15 protein-coding genes are annotated in these 14403 nt (G+C 67.1%); 7 read left to right on the top strand and 8 right to left on the bottom strand.

All coding sequences use genetic code 11. The features are described from left to right. Positions 1–13 precede the first annotated feature (13 nt). Genes AB7F10_RS10775 through AB7F10_RS10765 form a run of 3 tightly spaced genes read left to right on the top strand, consistent with a single transcriptional unit; the run spans position 14 to position 3237 of the window. Entirely contained in the window at positions 14–1207 is a 1194-nt protein-coding gene (locus AB7F10_RS10775; protein ID WP_428560637.1) for an aminotransferase class V-fold PLP-dependent enzyme, read from the top strand. A gap of 18 nt (positions 1208–1225) precedes the next feature. Next, positions 1226–2272 (top strand): 2-dehydropantoate 2-reductase, encoded by a 1047-nt coding sequence (locus AB7F10_RS10770; protein WP_428560635.1) that lies wholly within the window; start codon positions 1226–1228, stop codon positions 2270–2272. Further along, positions 2269–3237 (top strand): D-2-hydroxyacid dehydrogenase, encoded by a 969-nt coding sequence (locus AB7F10_RS10765; RefSeq protein ID WP_428560632.1) that lies wholly within the window; start codon positions 2269–2271, stop codon positions 3235–3237. Before AB7F10_RS10770 ends, AB7F10_RS10765 begins: the two co-directional genes overlap by 4 nt. Before the next feature lie 3 nt (positions 3238–3240). Here AB7F10_RS10765 and AB7F10_RS10760 read toward each other — a convergent pair whose 3' ends face one another. Together AB7F10_RS10760 and AB7F10_RS10755 are read right to left on the bottom strand one after the other, a co-directional pair. Continuing rightward, positions 3241–3471 carry a sulfurtransferase TusA family protein gene (locus AB7F10_RS10760; protein WP_428560629.1) on the bottom strand — a complete coding sequence of 77 codons (231 nt, stop codon included), beginning with the start codon at positions 3469–3471 and terminating at the stop codon, positions 3241–3243. A 35-nt stretch (positions 3472–3506) separates the two neighbouring features. Further along, a complete protein-coding gene (locus AB7F10_RS10755) occupies positions 3507–4682 on the bottom strand; it encodes a hypothetical protein (protein WP_428560627.1) in 1176 nt (391 codons plus the stop codon). 98 nt (positions 4683–4780) lie between these two features. Here AB7F10_RS10755 and AB7F10_RS10750 point away from each other — a divergent pair, with 98 nt between their 5' ends. From AB7F10_RS10750 to AB7F10_RS10735, 4 genes are read left to right on the top strand one after another with little or no spacing between them, the layout of a single operon-like run. Continuing rightward, positions 4781–5887, top strand: a complete 1107-nt coding sequence (locus AB7F10_RS10750; RefSeq protein ID WP_428560625.1) for a molybdopterin-binding protein — start codon at positions 4781–4783, stop codon at positions 5885–5887. Positions 5888–5899: 12 nt separating this feature from the next. Further along, positions 5900–7897 (top strand): molybdopterin biosynthesis protein, encoded by a 1998-nt coding sequence (locus AB7F10_RS10745; RefSeq protein WP_428560623.1) that lies wholly within the window; start codon positions 5900–5902, stop codon positions 7895–7897. 54 nt (positions 7898–7951) lie between these two features. Beyond that, positions 7952–8479, top strand: a complete 528-nt coding sequence (gene mobB, locus AB7F10_RS10740) for a molybdopterin-guanine dinucleotide biosynthesis protein B (RefSeq protein ID WP_428561558.1) — start codon at positions 7952–7954, stop codon at positions 8477–8479. Next, on the top strand, positions 8476–9744 hold the full coding sequence (locus AB7F10_RS10735; RefSeq protein WP_428560620.1) for a molybdopterin molybdotransferase MoeA: 1269 nt from the start codon (positions 8476–8478) through the stop codon (positions 9742–9744). Before mobB ends, AB7F10_RS10735 begins: the two co-directional genes overlap by 4 nt. On the opposite strand, the gene mobA is transcribed toward AB7F10_RS10735, so the two are convergent. The 6 genes from mobA to AB7F10_RS10705 all read right to left on the bottom strand — a co-directional run bounded on the left by mobA (position 9741) and on the right by AB7F10_RS10705 (position 14385). Beyond that, positions 9741–10373 (bottom strand): molybdenum cofactor guanylyltransferase MobA, encoded by a 633-nt coding sequence (gene mobA, locus AB7F10_RS10730; protein WP_428560617.1) that lies wholly within the window; start codon positions 10371–10373, stop codon positions 9741–9743. The two genes, AB7F10_RS10735 and mobA, sit on opposite strands and share 4 nt — an antisense overlap. Continuing rightward, positions 10363–11265 (bottom strand): formate dehydrogenase accessory sulfurtransferase FdhD, encoded by a 903-nt coding sequence (locus tag AB7F10_RS10725; RefSeq protein WP_428560615.1) that lies wholly within the window; start codon positions 11263–11265, stop codon positions 10363–10365. The genes mobA and AB7F10_RS10725 overlap by 11 nt, the downstream gene beginning before the upstream one ends. 31 nt (positions 11266–11296) lie before the next feature. Further along, a complete protein-coding gene (locus AB7F10_RS10720) occupies positions 11297–12058 on the bottom strand; it encodes an ABC transporter ATP-binding protein (RefSeq protein WP_428560613.1) in 762 nt (253 codons plus the stop codon). A gap of 3 nt (positions 12059–12061) precedes the next feature. Then, positions 12062–13084, bottom strand: coding sequence for a FecCD family ABC transporter permease (locus AB7F10_RS10715; protein WP_428560611.1), 1023 nt, complete (start codon positions 13082–13084; stop codon positions 12062–12064). Positions 13085–13087: 3 nt separating this feature from the next. Then, positions 13088–14113, bottom strand: coding sequence for an iron ABC transporter substrate-binding protein (locus tag AB7F10_RS10710; protein ID WP_428560609.1), 1026 nt, complete (start codon positions 14111–14113; stop codon positions 13088–13090). A 65-nt stretch (positions 14114–14178) separates the two neighbouring features. Next, a complete protein-coding gene (locus AB7F10_RS10705) occupies positions 14179–14385 on the bottom strand; it encodes a TOBE domain-containing protein (protein ID WP_428560606.1) in 207 nt (68 codons plus the stop codon). Between the last annotated feature and the right edge of the window lie 18 nt (positions 14386–14403).

Raw genomic sequence — 14403 nt, 5'->3', positions numbered from 1 at the left:
CACGGAGGGTGCAATGTCTGGCTTTCATGGTCTTTTCGTTCCCGGCCCCACCAACATGCCGTTCAGTGTGCGGCAGGCCATGGACATTCCGCTCGAGGACCAGCGTTCGCCGGACTTTCCGGCTTTCACGCTGCCGCTGTTCAAGGATTTGAAGAAGGCGTTCAAGACCGAGAAGGGCCAGGTCTTCCTGTTCCCCGGCTCCGGCACCGGTGGCTGGGAAGCCGCAATCACCAACACGCTGTCGCCCGGCGACAAGGTGCTGATCGCGGTGTTCGGCCAGTTCTCGCATCTGTGGGCCGACCTCGTCACGCGCCACGGCCTCACCGCTGAAGCCGTGCAGTGCGAATGGGGCGAAGGCGTTCCGCTCGATGCCTACGAGCAGCGTCTGCGTGAGGACAAGGCGCACGAGATCAAGGCCGTGCTGGTCTGCCACAACGAAACGGCGACCGGCGTGACGAGCGACGTCGGCGGCGTGCGCAAGGCGATGGACGCGGCGAACCACCCGGCCCTGCTGATGGTCGACGGCGTCAGTTCGATCGCCAGCATCGACTTCCGCATGGACGAATGGGGCGTCGATGTCGCGGTGTCCGGCTCGCAAAAGGGCTTCATGCTGCCGACCGGCCTCGCCATCGTCGCGGTCAGCCCGAAGGCGCTCGAGGCGCACAAGACCGCGAAGTGCCCGCGCTGCTTCTATGACTTCGCGGACATGATCCGCACCAACAAGGACGGCTACTTCCCCTATACGCCGGCGACGACGCTGATGCGCGGCCTGCGCGCTTCGCTCGACATGCTGCTCGCCGAGGGCCTCGACAACGTGTTCGCCCGGCATCACCGCATGGCGGAGAGCGTGCGCAAGGGCGTTGCCGCGTGGGGTCTGACGCTCTGCGCCAAACATCCGAAATGGTATTCCGACACGGTTTCGGCGGTCTGCGTGCCGAAGGGCTTCAACAGCGACGACGTGGTGAAGGCCGCCTATCACCGCTATCGCCTGTCGCTCGGCGTTGGCCTGTCGAAGGTCGCCGTCCGCGTGTTCCGCATTGGGCACCTCGGCCACATGAACGAAATCATGATCCTGTCGGCGCTCGCAGGTTGTGAGATGGCGCTCCGCGATGTCGGCGTGCCGGTCGAAGCGGGCTCCGGCGTCGCGGCGGCGGAAGAGTTCTTCCGCGCCACCGCGCCGCAGCTCCAGCTCGATCGTGTCGCATAACCGCATCGGGGAACGCTCATGAAGATATGCATCTATGGCGCAGGCGCCATCGGCGGTTATCTCGCCGCCGGCCTGAGCAAAGTGGACGGCGTCGAGTTGTCGCTCGTCGCGCGCGGCGTGCATCTCCAGGCGATCCGCGCTCGCGGCCTCACGCTGCAGATCGGCGGCGAGGAGCGCGTCTGCCACCCGCGGGCGACCAACAATCCCGCAGAACTTGGGCCGCAGGACTACGTCATCGTTTGCGTCAAGGCGCATCAGGCGTGGGAAGCGGCCGAGCAGATGACGCCGCTGCTTGGCGACGGCACAGCTGTCGTTACCGGGCAGAATGGCGTGCCGTGGTGGTACACCTACGGCCTCGACAAGCGGTTCGAAAAGCTGCGGCTCGAAAGCGTCGATCCCGGCGCGCGCCAGTGGAACACCATCGGCCCGCAACGCGCGCTCGGTTGCATCGTTTATCCGGCGACCGAGATCGTCGGCCCCGGCGTCATCCGTCATACCTACGGCGACCGCTTCTCGCTCGGCGAGCCGGACGGCAGCGACTCGGAGCGTTGCCGGCGGCTGTCGCAGGCGCTCAAGACGGCGGGTTTCGACGCGCCGATCGTCGACAACATCCGCAACGAGCTGTGGCTGAAGCTGTGGGGCAACCTGTGCTTCAACCCGATCAGCGCGCTGACGCGGGCGACGCTTGACGTCGTCACCACGCAGCCCGACCTGCGCGCGCTTTGCGTGCATGTGATGACGGAAGCGCAGGAGGTCGCGACGGCCTTCGGCGTGTCGTTCCGCGTCGATCTTGAGAAGCGCATCCGCGGCGCGTCGCGTGTCGGCGCACACCGCACCTCGATGCTGCAGGATCTCGAAAACGGCCGCCCGCTCGAGTTGGACGCGCTGCTCACCGCCGTCAGCGAGATGGCCCGCTTCGCCCGGATCGAGACGCCTTACATCGACGTCATTCTGACGCTGACGCAGCAACTCGGCCGTGCGCTCCGGATTTATCCGGTCTACCCGCAGCAGCGCTCCGCCGCCGAACCGGCGCGTGCCGAGGCGCGCCTGGAGGTTCCCGCATGACGGCAAAGCCGCTCATCGTCTTCCTCGACCGCGAAACCATCGGGCCGTCCGTCGAACTGGCGCGGCCGCGTTTCCAGCATGACTGGGTCGAGCACGGCAGGACAGCGCCGGATGAGGTCGTCGCGCGGCTCGCCGGCGCGACCATCGCGATCACCAACAAGGTCTGCATCCGCGAAGATCATCTGGCGCGCCTGCCGCAACTGCGCATGATCGCGGTTGCGGCCACCGGCTATGACGTGATCGACCACGAAGTCTGCCGCCGCCGTGGCATCGTGGTCTCGAACGTGCGCGGCTATGCCGTCAATACGGTGCCGGAGCACACGTTCGGTCTTATTCTCGCGCTTCGCCGCAACATCGTCGGCTACCGGCAAGCGGTGATCGACGGCGAATGGCAGAAGGCGAAGCAGTTCTGCTTCTTCAGCCATCCGATCGGCGAACTCGCCGGCGCAACGCTCGGCATCATGGGCGAAGGCGCGATCGGCCAGGCGGTCGCGCGGCTCGGCCAGGCGTTCGGCATGACGACGCTGTTCGCCGCGCACAAGGGTGTCGAAGGGCTGGGTCCGCTTTATACGCCGTTCGATGAGGTGCTCGCGCGCAGCGACATCATCACGCTGCATTGCCCGCTGACGCCGAAGACGCGCGACATGATCGGCATGGCGGAATTTCGCAAGATGAGGAGGAAGCCGCTGCTCATCAACACGGCGCGTGGCGGGCTCGTGGTCGAGCGCGACGCCGTCCGTGCGCTGGACGAAGGGCTGGTGTCCGGCCTCGGCTTCGATTGCCTGACGTCCGAGCCGTTCGTCGCCGATCACCCGTTCGCCGCGACCCTCGAACGGCCGAACGTGATCGTCACGCCGCATGTCGGCTGGGCCGGGCAGGGCGCGATGGAAACGCTGTGGGCGCAACTCGTCGGCCACATCGAGAATTTTCAGGCCGGGCAGCCGAGCAACGTCGTCGCTGCGTGATCCTCAGCGTGCACGCTTTCTGATCCGGAATGTGAGTACGCCGTCGGCGGTCTCCGAGCCTTCGAGCGTGTCGCCGGTTTCCCGCAGCAGGTTCGGAATGTCGATCGCCGCCAGCGGATCGGTGCATTCGATGGTCAGCGCCTCGCCGGCCGCCATTTGCGACAGCAGCTTGCGGGTGCGCAGCGCCGGCAACGGACACTTCAGGCCGCGCAGGTTGGCGGTCTTGTCGGGCATCGTCTCTGATCGGCTCCGGTCCGGCGGGGCGCCGCTCAGGCGAGCGGCACCATCGAGATCTTGCGGTCGGTCGCCGGAATATGAGTTTCCGGCAGGCCGAGTTCCTTCTTGACCATATTCGTTCCGCGCACCAGCGCCACCATTTTGTAGAAGGCGTGCATGCGGCTGATGCCCTGGCGCCCGAAGCCGCAGTCGCTGGTGAGGATCAGCCGTTCCGGCTCGACATATTTCAGCGCGAGGCGGATCAGGTCGGCGATTTCCTCCGGCCGTTCCACCTGCAGGGTGCGATGGCTGATGACGCCAAGCGCAATCTTCTTGTCTTTCGAAACACCTTTGCCGATCGCCTCGAAATCCATGCCGCGGTTGAATGCGCCTTCGAAGGTCAGCACGTCGACGTCGAGCTGGTCGAGATAAGGCAGCGCGGCCTTGTAGGACTGGTCGCGGCTCGCGACGCGCTGCGCGGCCGGCGAGCCCCAGCAGGTGTGGCACCACACTTCCGTCTTCTTCCGCAGTCCCGCGACCTCGCGGTTGAACGCTTCGACCCACTTGTCGAGCTTGATCGGCTGGTTGGGATCGGAGATCACCTGATGGATCGCTGGCTCCTCGATCTGCACCAGCGGCGCGCCGGCATCGGCGAGCGCGTGATAGTCCTTGTTCAGCGCATCCGACATGTCGTTGAGCAGCGCGAGACGATCCTTGTAGTAGATGTCGGTCAGCATCAGCGCGAGGATCTGCGCGGAAATCGAGCCGACCTTCACCGGCTTGTCCGTCATCGGCGCCATCGCCTTGTAGGCGCGGTCGAGTTCCAGCCAGCTTTTCGTGATCTTGCCTTCGACCGGCGGCGTCATGCGGGTTTCGATCACCTCCCACATGATGTCGCCGGGGCCTTTGTCCTTCATGAAGCCCGCGGGCGGCACCTCGACGCGCGGCTGGCCGACGCCGCTCATGCGCTCGGTCGCATAACTGACCCAGCTGCGTCCGGCGACGTCGTCGTCGAGCCGGGTGTCGCCGTCGACGAAGATGTCGATGCCGGCGCGCTGCTGCGTCGCGCAGTGGCAGGCGAGGCAGTCAAAATGTTGTTCGCGGTAGGCGAGGCGGGAGAAGCCGTGCGACAACGGCGCGCCACGCAGGTTCTCGGTGTACCAGGATGGGCGCGGCAGCGCGCCGGTCGTCGTCGTCACCAGTGACTTGTCCTTGGTCGCGATAAACATGCTAAACCTCTGATTTCATAAGCTGAAACTGGCCGCGCCTCAGGCTAGAATTGGATCGCCCGCTCGTCGCAAGGTCAAGCACACCGTTCAAGAATTCGATGCCGGACTCGAAACAAGTCATCACAAAGCTGACACCGCTCGCGGATGTTTTCGCCATGCTCAACGAAATGGCGAAACCGGTCGCGCCGCACGACATTGCGGTGACCGACGCGATGGGTTGCGTACTTGCCGTTGATGTCATGGCGGCAGCGCGTCCTGCGCGCGCGATAGCTTTGATCGACGGCTGGGCCGTCGTATCCGCGGATGTCGCCGATGCCGGCGGCTACGCGCCCGTGCCGCTCGCGAAAATTCCGCCGCGTGTCGAGACCGGCGACGACATGCCGCCGGGTGCCGATGCGGTGTTGCCACTCGACGCTGTTGTTGTGCGCGGAGCGAGCGCGGAAGCGGTTGCTGCTGCCGCCGGGGGTGAGGGCGTGTTTGCGCCGGGCGGCGATGTCGATGCGACAAAGCCGCTTTATGCTGCGGGCCATCGCTTGCGCGCGACCGATCTCGCAGCGCTCATGGCGGCTGACATCTCGACCGTGAGCGTACGCGCGCCGCGCGTGGCGATCGTCACGGCGCGCGAAGATTTGCGGCTGGTTCCCGCCGCGCAGGTCATCGCGCGCGACTGCGCCGCGCAGGGCGTCGTGGCACAATCGCGCAACGGCGCGGACGTCGCCGACGTGCTGGCGGCGAATGACGCCGATGCGGTCGTGATTGTCGGCGGCACCGGCACCGGCGCGCGCGACAACAGCGTGACTGCGCTTGCTCAAGCTGGCCGTGTCGCCTGTCACGGTATCGGCATCGCGCCGGGCGAAACCTCGGCGGTCGGTGCCGCGATGGGCAAGCCGGTGCTGATCGTGCCGGGGCGGCTCGATGCGGCGCTGGTGGCCTGGCTCACCATCGGCCGTCATCTGACGGGCAGGCTGACGGGCGGGGTCGAAGCATCGCCCGCCGCGCGTGGCCGGTTGACGCGCAAGATCACGTCCACAGTGGGCCTGTGCGATGTCGTGCCGGTACGGCAGGAGGGCGGCAATGTCGAGCCGCTGGCCGGCAAGGTTCTGCCGCTGTCGGTGCTGGCCCGCGCCACCGGCTATGTTGTCGTCCCCGCCGATAGCGAAGGCTATGCCGCAGGCAGCGACGTCGCGGTTCACGGCTGGCCGTAGTAGACATCTGCCATGAATGATCCGCGCACGCCGCAGAAGGTCGAGGCCGATCTGGTCGCCCGCATCCGCGCAGCGGCGCGGCAGGAGCAGTTTCTCGAAGTGGTCGCCGCCGACGAGGCGACGCGGCGCTTCCATGCGAAACTCGATCTCGCGCCGCTCAGCGGGGAGGACGTTTCGCTTGCCGATGCGCTGGGCCGCGTGCTGGCGGACGACGTTGTCGCCGCCGTCGATGCGCCGCCGTTCGACCGCTCGAATGTCGATGGTTTTGCGCTGCGCGCGGTCGATACCAACGGCGCGAGCGACACGGCGCCGAACACGCTGACGCTCAATCATGAAGTAATCGCCTGCGGTCACGCGCCGGCGGTCGAGGTGCGGCCCGGCACTGCGACGGCGATTGCGACCGGCGGCGTGATCCCGCGCGGCGCCGATGCCGTGGTGATGATCGAGCAGACCGAACTGGTCGATGGAGGCGCGCAACATAACCAGCCTGCCATCGAAATCCGCCGTGCGGTGATGCCGGGGCAATTCGTCTCCTATGCCGGATCCGACATCGCGCGCGGCGAGACGCTGCTCCGCCGCGGCGCCAGGATCGGCTCGCGCGAGATCGGCATGCTGGCCGCTTGCGGTCTTGCCTCGGTCGCGGTGGTGCGGCGGCCGAAGGTCGCGGTGCTGTCGACCGGCGACGAACTTGTCGCGCCCGGCAAGCCACTGCCACCTGCCGGTGTCTATGACAGCAATGGCGCCATCGTCGCCGCCGCTGTCGCCGAAGCGGGCGGTAAGGCCGTGTCGTTCGGCGCTTTCGCCGACGATCAGGCCGCGCTCGAGCAGGCGGTGCGTGCGGCGCTTGCGGACTGCGACATGGTCGTACTGTCCGGCGGCACCTCGAAAGGCGCCGGCGACCTGTCGCACCGCGTGGTGTCGCAGCTCGGGCAACCCGGCATCGTCGTGCACGGTGTTGCGCTGAAGCCCGGCAAGCCGCTGTGCCTTGCCGTGATCGGCGACAAGCCGGTGATCGTGCTGCCGGGCTTTCCGACTTCTGCGATCTTCACCTTCCACACTTTCGTTGCGCCGGTGATCCGCGCCCGCGCCGGCCTGCCAGCCGACACGGTGGAAACCGTGACCGCGCGCGTGCCGGTGCGCATCGCCTCCGAACTCGGCCGCAAGGAATTCGCGCTGGTCGCCTTGGTGCGCGGCGAGGACGGCGCGGTGGCGTTCCCGACCGCGAAGGGCTCCGGCTCGGTGACGAGCTTCTCGCAGGCCGATGGCTTCATCGAGATCGACGCGCTCGCCTCATCGCTCGATGCCGGCACCGAAACGGAAGTGACGCTGATCGGCGGCGCGGCGCGCGCGCCCGATCTCGTCGTGATGGGCAGCCACGACATCGCGCTCGACGTGGTGACTGGTGCGCTGTCCGAGCGGGGCTTTCTCGCGCGGGTCATCGCGGTTGGCAGCCAGGGTGGCGTCGCGGCGGTGCGGCGCGGCGAATGCGACGTCGCGCCGGCGCATCTCGTCGATCCACAGACCGGTATCTACAACAAACACCTTTCCGAAGACGGCATCGACCTCGTGCCGGGCTGGCAGCGCAGCCAGGGCATCATGTTCCGCGCGGGCGACGCGCGGTTCGAAGGCAACAGCGGAACGGAAGCGCTCGCCGCGGCGCTGGCGGACCCGTCCTGCCTGATGGTCAACCGCAATGCCGGCGCCGGCACGCGCGTGCTGATCGACAAGCTGCTCGATGGCGCGCGTCCGCCGGGCTACGCCAACCAGCCGAAATCGCATAACGCCGTCGCCGTCGCGATCGCGCAGGGGCGAGCCGACTGGGGCGTTGGCATCGAGCCGGTGGCACGGCTTTACGGCCTCGGCTTCATTCCGGTCGCGCCGGAGCATTTCGACTTTCTGATTGCCCGCGCGCGGCTGGGGCGGCCGGCGGTGCGGGCTTTCCTCGAAACCCTGCGGAGCGCCCCGGTGCGGGCGAAAATCACCGCGCTCGGCATGCGGTTTGCCGATTAAGACCGCCCCGCTCGACGCCGGACATTTTGCTATAAGGGCGGCATGAACGGGACTATGCGCGTCATCGGACTGGCCGGCTGGAGCGGGTCCGGCAAAACCACTCTCATCAGCAAGGTGCTGCCCTGCCTGATCGGCCGGGGCCTGCGCGTCTCCACCCTGAAGCACGCGCACCACGGCTTCGACCTCGACAAACCGGGCAAGGACTCCTTCGTCCACCGCGCGGCCGGCGCGACCGAGGTCATCATCAGCTCGGCCAAGCGCTGGGCGATCCTCCACGAGCTGCGCGAGGAGGAAGAGTGGGATCTCGGCGCGCTGCTCGCGAAGATGTCTGCGGTCGATCTGGTGCTGGTCGAGGGCTTCAAGCGCGACGCCTTCCCGAAGATCGAGATTCATCGCGCCGAAAACGGCAAGCCGCTGCTGCATCCGGAAGACCCGCACATCGTGGCAATCGCCGCCGACACCGCGCTGCCGCAGGCCAGGGTGCCGGTGATCGACCTCAACGACATCGACGTCATCGCTGACGCGCTGCAGCGTTACGCCATGCCGCTGGCCGAAACGCCGGTGATGCGGAGCGCGCGATGACGCAACTCACCGACGATTGCTTCGCCTTCTCCGGTCCGCTGATGCCGCTGGCGGAGATGGAAAAGCTGATCGTCGAGCGTATCGCGCCGGTGGCCGAGACGGAGCGGGTGGCGCTCGCGAAAGCCGGCGGGCGCATCGCCGCCGCCGATATCGTCGCGCCGCTGCCGCTGCCGCCGTTCGATAATTCCGCTGTCGACGGTTACGCTGTGCGTCACGCCGATCTCAAGCCGGATGGCGACACGCGGCTCAAGATTTCCGGCCGTCTTACGGCAGGCCGCAGCGCGAATGCCACGATCGGCGCCGGCGAGGCGATCCGCATCTTCACCGGGGCGCCGATGCCGCCCGGCGCCGACACCGTGTTCATGCAGGAAGACACCGAGGTCGACGGCGAGATGGTCGTGCTGCCGAGTGGCTTGAAGAAAGGCGCGAACCGCCGGCTTGCCGGCGAGGACACCCGCAAGGGCGAGGTTGTCATCGCGGCGGGAACGCGGTTTGCGGCGCGGCACGTCGCGCTCGCCGCCGCGCTCGGCCTGACCGAACTCGATGTGCGCCGAAAGCTGCGGGTCGCGGTGTTTTCGACCGGCGATGAGGTGGTCGAGCCGGGCGGCATGCTCGGCAAGGCCGGTATTTACGACGCCAATCGGTTCCTGCTTGCCCAGTTGCTCGGTCAGTTCGGCGCCGAGGTGACCGATCTCGGCATCCTGCGCGACGAGCCTGAAGTCCTGTCGCACGCCATTCAAAAAGCTGCGGCGGACCACGATCTCGTTCTCACGTCCGGCGGCGTCTCGACCGGGGAGGCCGATCACGTCCGCGACGCGGTGGAGCGGGTCGGTCGGCTGGTGTTCTGGCGCGTCGGCATCAAGCCGGGCCGGCCGGTGGCGATGGGCGTGATCCGCAACGGCGAGAACAGCGCGGCTTTCGCGGGCCTTCCCGGCAATCCTGTCGCGGTGTTCGTCACCTTCGTGCGCGTGGTGCGTCCGCTGCTGATGCGGCTGTCAGGCGCGGCGTTGCAGCCGATCATCGCGGTGCCGGTGCGCGCCGCCTTCGCCTACAGGAAAAAGAAAGGCCGCCGTGAATATGTCCGCGTTTCGTTGCGCAAGGCGGCGGACGGCGAACTCGAGGCGGTGAAGTTTCCGCAGGACGGCGCGGGCGTCTTGACCTCGCTCACGGCGACCGACGGCCTGCTCGAATTCCCGGAGGACGTCACGGAAATCGAAGCAGGCGCGCGCGTCGGCTTTCTATCCTACGCGGTGCTCGCGAGTTAAAGCCCCGGGTTCTGCGCCGCAACCTTCTCGGCCGCCGCTGCATCCTCCGGGGTGTTCACATTGAAGAAGGGATCGACCGGCTTGTCCGGCCAGTCCGCGATGGCGATGCCGTGCCGCGCGGTCCACACCTCGATCTTGCGCAGGTCGTCGACGGTCAGCGCCTTGCGCAGGTCGCCGCGCAGCGCGACCGGCCACAGGCCGACGACAGGATGACGCCACTCGCCGGAGCGCGCGCAGGCGAGCGGCTTGCCTTCGGCGCGGCGCGCTTCGTGCAGCCGCTCGGCCAGATCGTCGGGGAGGAACGGGCAATCGCCCGGCACACTGAGCATCCATGCGACGTCGGGACGGTTCTCCGCCAGCCAGTCGAGCCCCGCGAGGATGCCGGCGAGCGGGCCGACGAAGCCCGGCACATTGTCCGCCACCACCGGCGCGCCGGTGTCGGCAAAGCGCGCGGGATCGCCGTTCGCGTTGATGACGATGCCGGCGCATTGCGCGGAGAGGCACGACAGTACGCGGTCGAGAATGGTCGAGCCGCCGACCGTGAGCCGCGCCTTGTCGCCGCCGCCCATGCGCCGCGCGAGACCTCCCGCCAGAACGAGGCCGAATGTCGGCGGCAGCTCAGTCGTCATGCATCGCCGCTTTGCGCCGGTGCTTGGCGCTCTCGTCTTCGACGTAAGCGAGATCCTGATCGAACACGATGCGCTGCTCGCCGGCGAGTGCGATGAAGCGCTTGCCGCGCGCGCGGCCGATCAGCGTCAGGTTCGCCTTGCGCGCCAGCTCGACGCCCCAGGCGGTGAAGCCGGAGCGCGAGATCAAAATCGGAATGCCCATCCGCACCGTCTTGATGACCATTTCCGAGGTGAGGCGGCCGGTGGTGTAGAAGATCTTGTCGTGCGCCGGCACCTTATCCTTGAACATCCAGCCGGCGATCTTGTCGACCGCGTTGTGGCGGCCGACGTCTTCCATATAGACCAGCGGCTTGTCCTCGCGTGCCAGCACGCAGCCGTGAATCGCGCCGGCCTCGAGATAAAGCGACGGCGTGGTGTTGATCGACTGCGTCAGGCTGTAGAGCCACGAGGTGCGCAGTTCGGCGTCCGGCAGCGTGACGTTCTCCAGCGCTTCCATCAGATCGCCGAACACGGTGCCCTGCGCGCAGCCGGAGGTCTGCACTTTCTTCTTGAGCTTCTTTTCGTAGTCGGTCTTGCGCTCGGTGCGCACCACGACGACGGCAAGTTCCTCGTCGTAGTCGACGCCGGTGACCACGTCGTCCGGCATCAGCATGTTCTGGTTGAGCAGATAACCGATCGCCAGATAGTCCGGGTAATCGTTGATGGTCATCGCGGTGACGATCTCCTGCGAATTCAGGTAGATCGTCAACGCGCGCTCGACCGTCACCGAAGTCTCGATGCGCTGCCCGGTCTGGTCCACGCCGGTCACGCACTCGGTCAGCCGCGGATCGTGCGGATCCGGCTTGATGATGTAGCCGTCGTTGTTGGAGTCTTGGTTCGCATCTTGGCTCATGAGCCTAATCTATAGTGGTGGCAGCGGAATTTCACCCCGGCAGGAACGCGGTTCTGCCCCCGGCGGCGAGCGTTTCGACCGGCGCGCCATAGAGGCTTTCCAGCATCGTTTTGGTGAGGACGTCGCCCACCGGTCCGTCGGCAAGCGTCTCGCCGCCGCGCAGCAGGCAGGCGCGGTCGGCGGCTCGCAGCGCGTGGTTGGGGTCGTGGGTGGTGAACAGTACGCCGTGGCCGGCGGCGGCGAGCGCTCGGATTTCGTTCATCACCTTGCCCTGGTTGCCGAAGTCGAGGCTCGCGGTCGGCTCGTCGAGCACGACGAATTGCGGCTCCTGCGCCAGCGCACGGGCGAGCAGAACGAGTTGCCGTTCGCCGCCAGAGATCATCGTGTAGGGACGGGCCGCGAGTCCGGCGATGCCGAAGCGTTCCATCGCGCGGCCGGCGACCGCGCGGTCATGCGCGCTCGGCCGGCTGAACAGGTTGCCATGCGCGGTGCGCCCCATCAGCACCACGGTTTCGACGGAGAAGGCGAAGGTGGCCTGATGCGTCTGCGGCACATAAGCGATGGCGCGTGCCCGTTCGCGGTCGGCAAGTCGCGTGAGATCGCGCGCTCCGAGTTGCACGGCGCCGGCCTTCGGCGCGAGCAGGCCGAGCAACGTCTTCAGCAGCGTCGTCTTGCCGCTGCCGTTCGGTCCGAGCAGGGCCAGCACTTCGCCGGTTCCAAGCGCGACATTGATCCCGCTGCCGACGAGGTGGCCGGGATAGCCGATGGCGAGGTCGCGTGTTTCGATCCGCATGGCTTACGACCAGCTTTTCGACATGCTGGCGAGCAGCCAGATGAAGAATGGCGTGCCGATCACAGCGGTGAGGATGCCAAGCGGCACTTCGACCGGGGCGACGGTGCGCGCCAGCGTGTCGATCATGAGCAGGAAGCCGCCGCCGAGAATGGCTGACGCGGGCAGAAGCCGGGCGAAATCCGGCCCGACCAGCGAGCGCGCCATGTGCGGCACGATCAGGCCGACCCAGCCGACGATACCGGCGGTCGCGACGCTTGCGGAGGTGACGAGCGTTGCCGCCGCGACGATGGCGATGCGCAAGCGGACGGTGGCGACGCCGAGCGAGCGGGCTTCCTCCTCCGGCAGCGACATCACGTTCATGCGCCAGCGCAGCGCGATCAGCACCGCCGCGCCGATGGCGAGCGGGCCGAACAGCGGCACGAGGTCGGCCACCGTCGTCGCGGCAAGGCTGCCCAGCAGCCAGAACGTCATCGCCGGAAGCTGGTTGTAGGGGTCCGCCAGATATTTCACGAGGCCGACGCCGGCGCCGAGCAGCGCGCCGACCACGACGCCGGTGAGCACCAGCACGAGGATCGGGTCGCGCGAGCGCACCGCGGAGCCGATCATGTAGACGGCGGCGACGGCGACAAGTCCGCCCGCAAAAGCGAAAACCTGGATGAAGACGACGCTCAGCGAAAAGAAGATGCCGATCACCGCGCCGAGCGCGGCGCCCGACGATGCGCCGAGAATATCCGGCGATACCAGCGGGTTTCTGAACAGGCCCTGGAATGCCGTGCCGGCGATAGCGAGCGCGCCGCCGGTCATCGCCGCCGCGAGCACGCGCGGCCCGCGCACCTGCAGGATGACGCTTTCGACATTCGCCGGCACGTCGGCGGGGGTGCCGGCGAGTTTCGCGGTCAGGACGTGAAACAGATCGCCAAGGCCGACCGGATAGCGCCCGACCGTGAAAGCGAGCGCGAGGCCGGCAGCGAGCACGCCGAACGCGATGGCGAAGCCGGGCAAAGCGGAACGGCGCGTCGCGTCCATCGGTCAGCCGCGGCCCGCCAGCACATGATCGATCTGCGCGTCGGTCGGCGTCACATGGTAGAATTTATCGTAGAAGCCGCGCGTGATCTCGCGCAGGTCCTCGTTGAAACGCTCTGGATAGAGAATCTTGCCGAGCCACCACAGGCCGATCAGCCGGTTGACCGATGGCGGGAAATCGACCCAGCCGAACGGCATCTTCGGCGACAGATGAACGCGGCCGTCCTTCACCGCTTTGACGCCGGCCCAGGCCGGGTCGCTGCGCACCGTCTCGGCGAACTGCCGGTCGATGGTGACGATGACGTCCGGGTTCCAGAGCAGCACCTGCTCGAGCGACACATTGGCGAGGCCGCCCGGCGTGCCGCCCGCGACGTTGCGCGCCAGCAGTTCGATGGTCTCGACATTGATCGAGCCGCCGAGGCCGGTGACGAGGCCGCGCGGCCCGCGCGCGTAATAAACGCGCGGGCGGTTTTCCGCCGTCACGCCGGCGATGCGGTTGGTGATGACGCCGAGCGTCTGGAAGCAGTAGTCGGAGAAATCGAGGCCGTCATTGTCGCGGTGGATCAGCGCGCCGAGCTTCTCGTAGCAATCCGACATATAGAGAAATTCGCCGTTCAGCAGCGCATAGGGGATGCCGGTCTGCTCCTGCGTGCGCACCGCGAGCGACTTGTAGGTGTCGTTGACCGAGCCGACGTCGAGGATGAGGTCCGGTTTCAGCGCGAGCACGGTTTCGAGATTCGCGGTGTTGCCGCGGCCGGTGATGCGGCCGACCTCGGGGCGTCTGCAGATGTCCGGTAGCATGTAGACGCATTCTTCCGGCCGGTTGGCGCGCGGCCAGCCGAGCAGCAGGTCGGGTGCCAGCGTGTAGAGCAGGATCGCGGCCGGCGGTCCGGCCGGAAACACGCGCGTCACCTTGGCGGGGATCGGCAGCTCGCGGCCGGTCGCGTCTTTCACGGTCGCGGCGCAGGCGAGCCGTGGCGCGGCGAGGGCCGCCGCCAACCCGCTTACCACCGCTCGGCGGCTCGGTGTCATGAAGTGTTTCTTGTTTTGCCGCGTTTTCTTCACGCGAACCGGTTTCCACTTCGCTCGAAAACGCTCTAATCGACGCCGACCATCACGCTGCTGGCCTTGACGATCGCATAGGCGGTCTTGCCGGGCGCGAGGCCGAGTTCTTCCGCCGACTCGTTGGTGATCGCGGCAGTGACGACCTGCCCGCCGATGTCGATGCGGACATGCGCGGTGGTCGCGCCCTTTTTCACATCGACGACCTTGCCCTTGAGAGCGTTGCGGGCGCTGATCCTCATGTTGCTGCTCCTGTTGCT

Source organism: Pseudolabrys sp. (assembly GCF_050250095.1).
GTDB lineage: Bacteria > Pseudomonadota > Alphaproteobacteria > Rhizobiales > Xanthobacteraceae > Pseudolabrys.
Note: the sequence above shows the minus strand (reverse complement) of the source record. Positions and strands in the feature narration are given on the sequence as shown.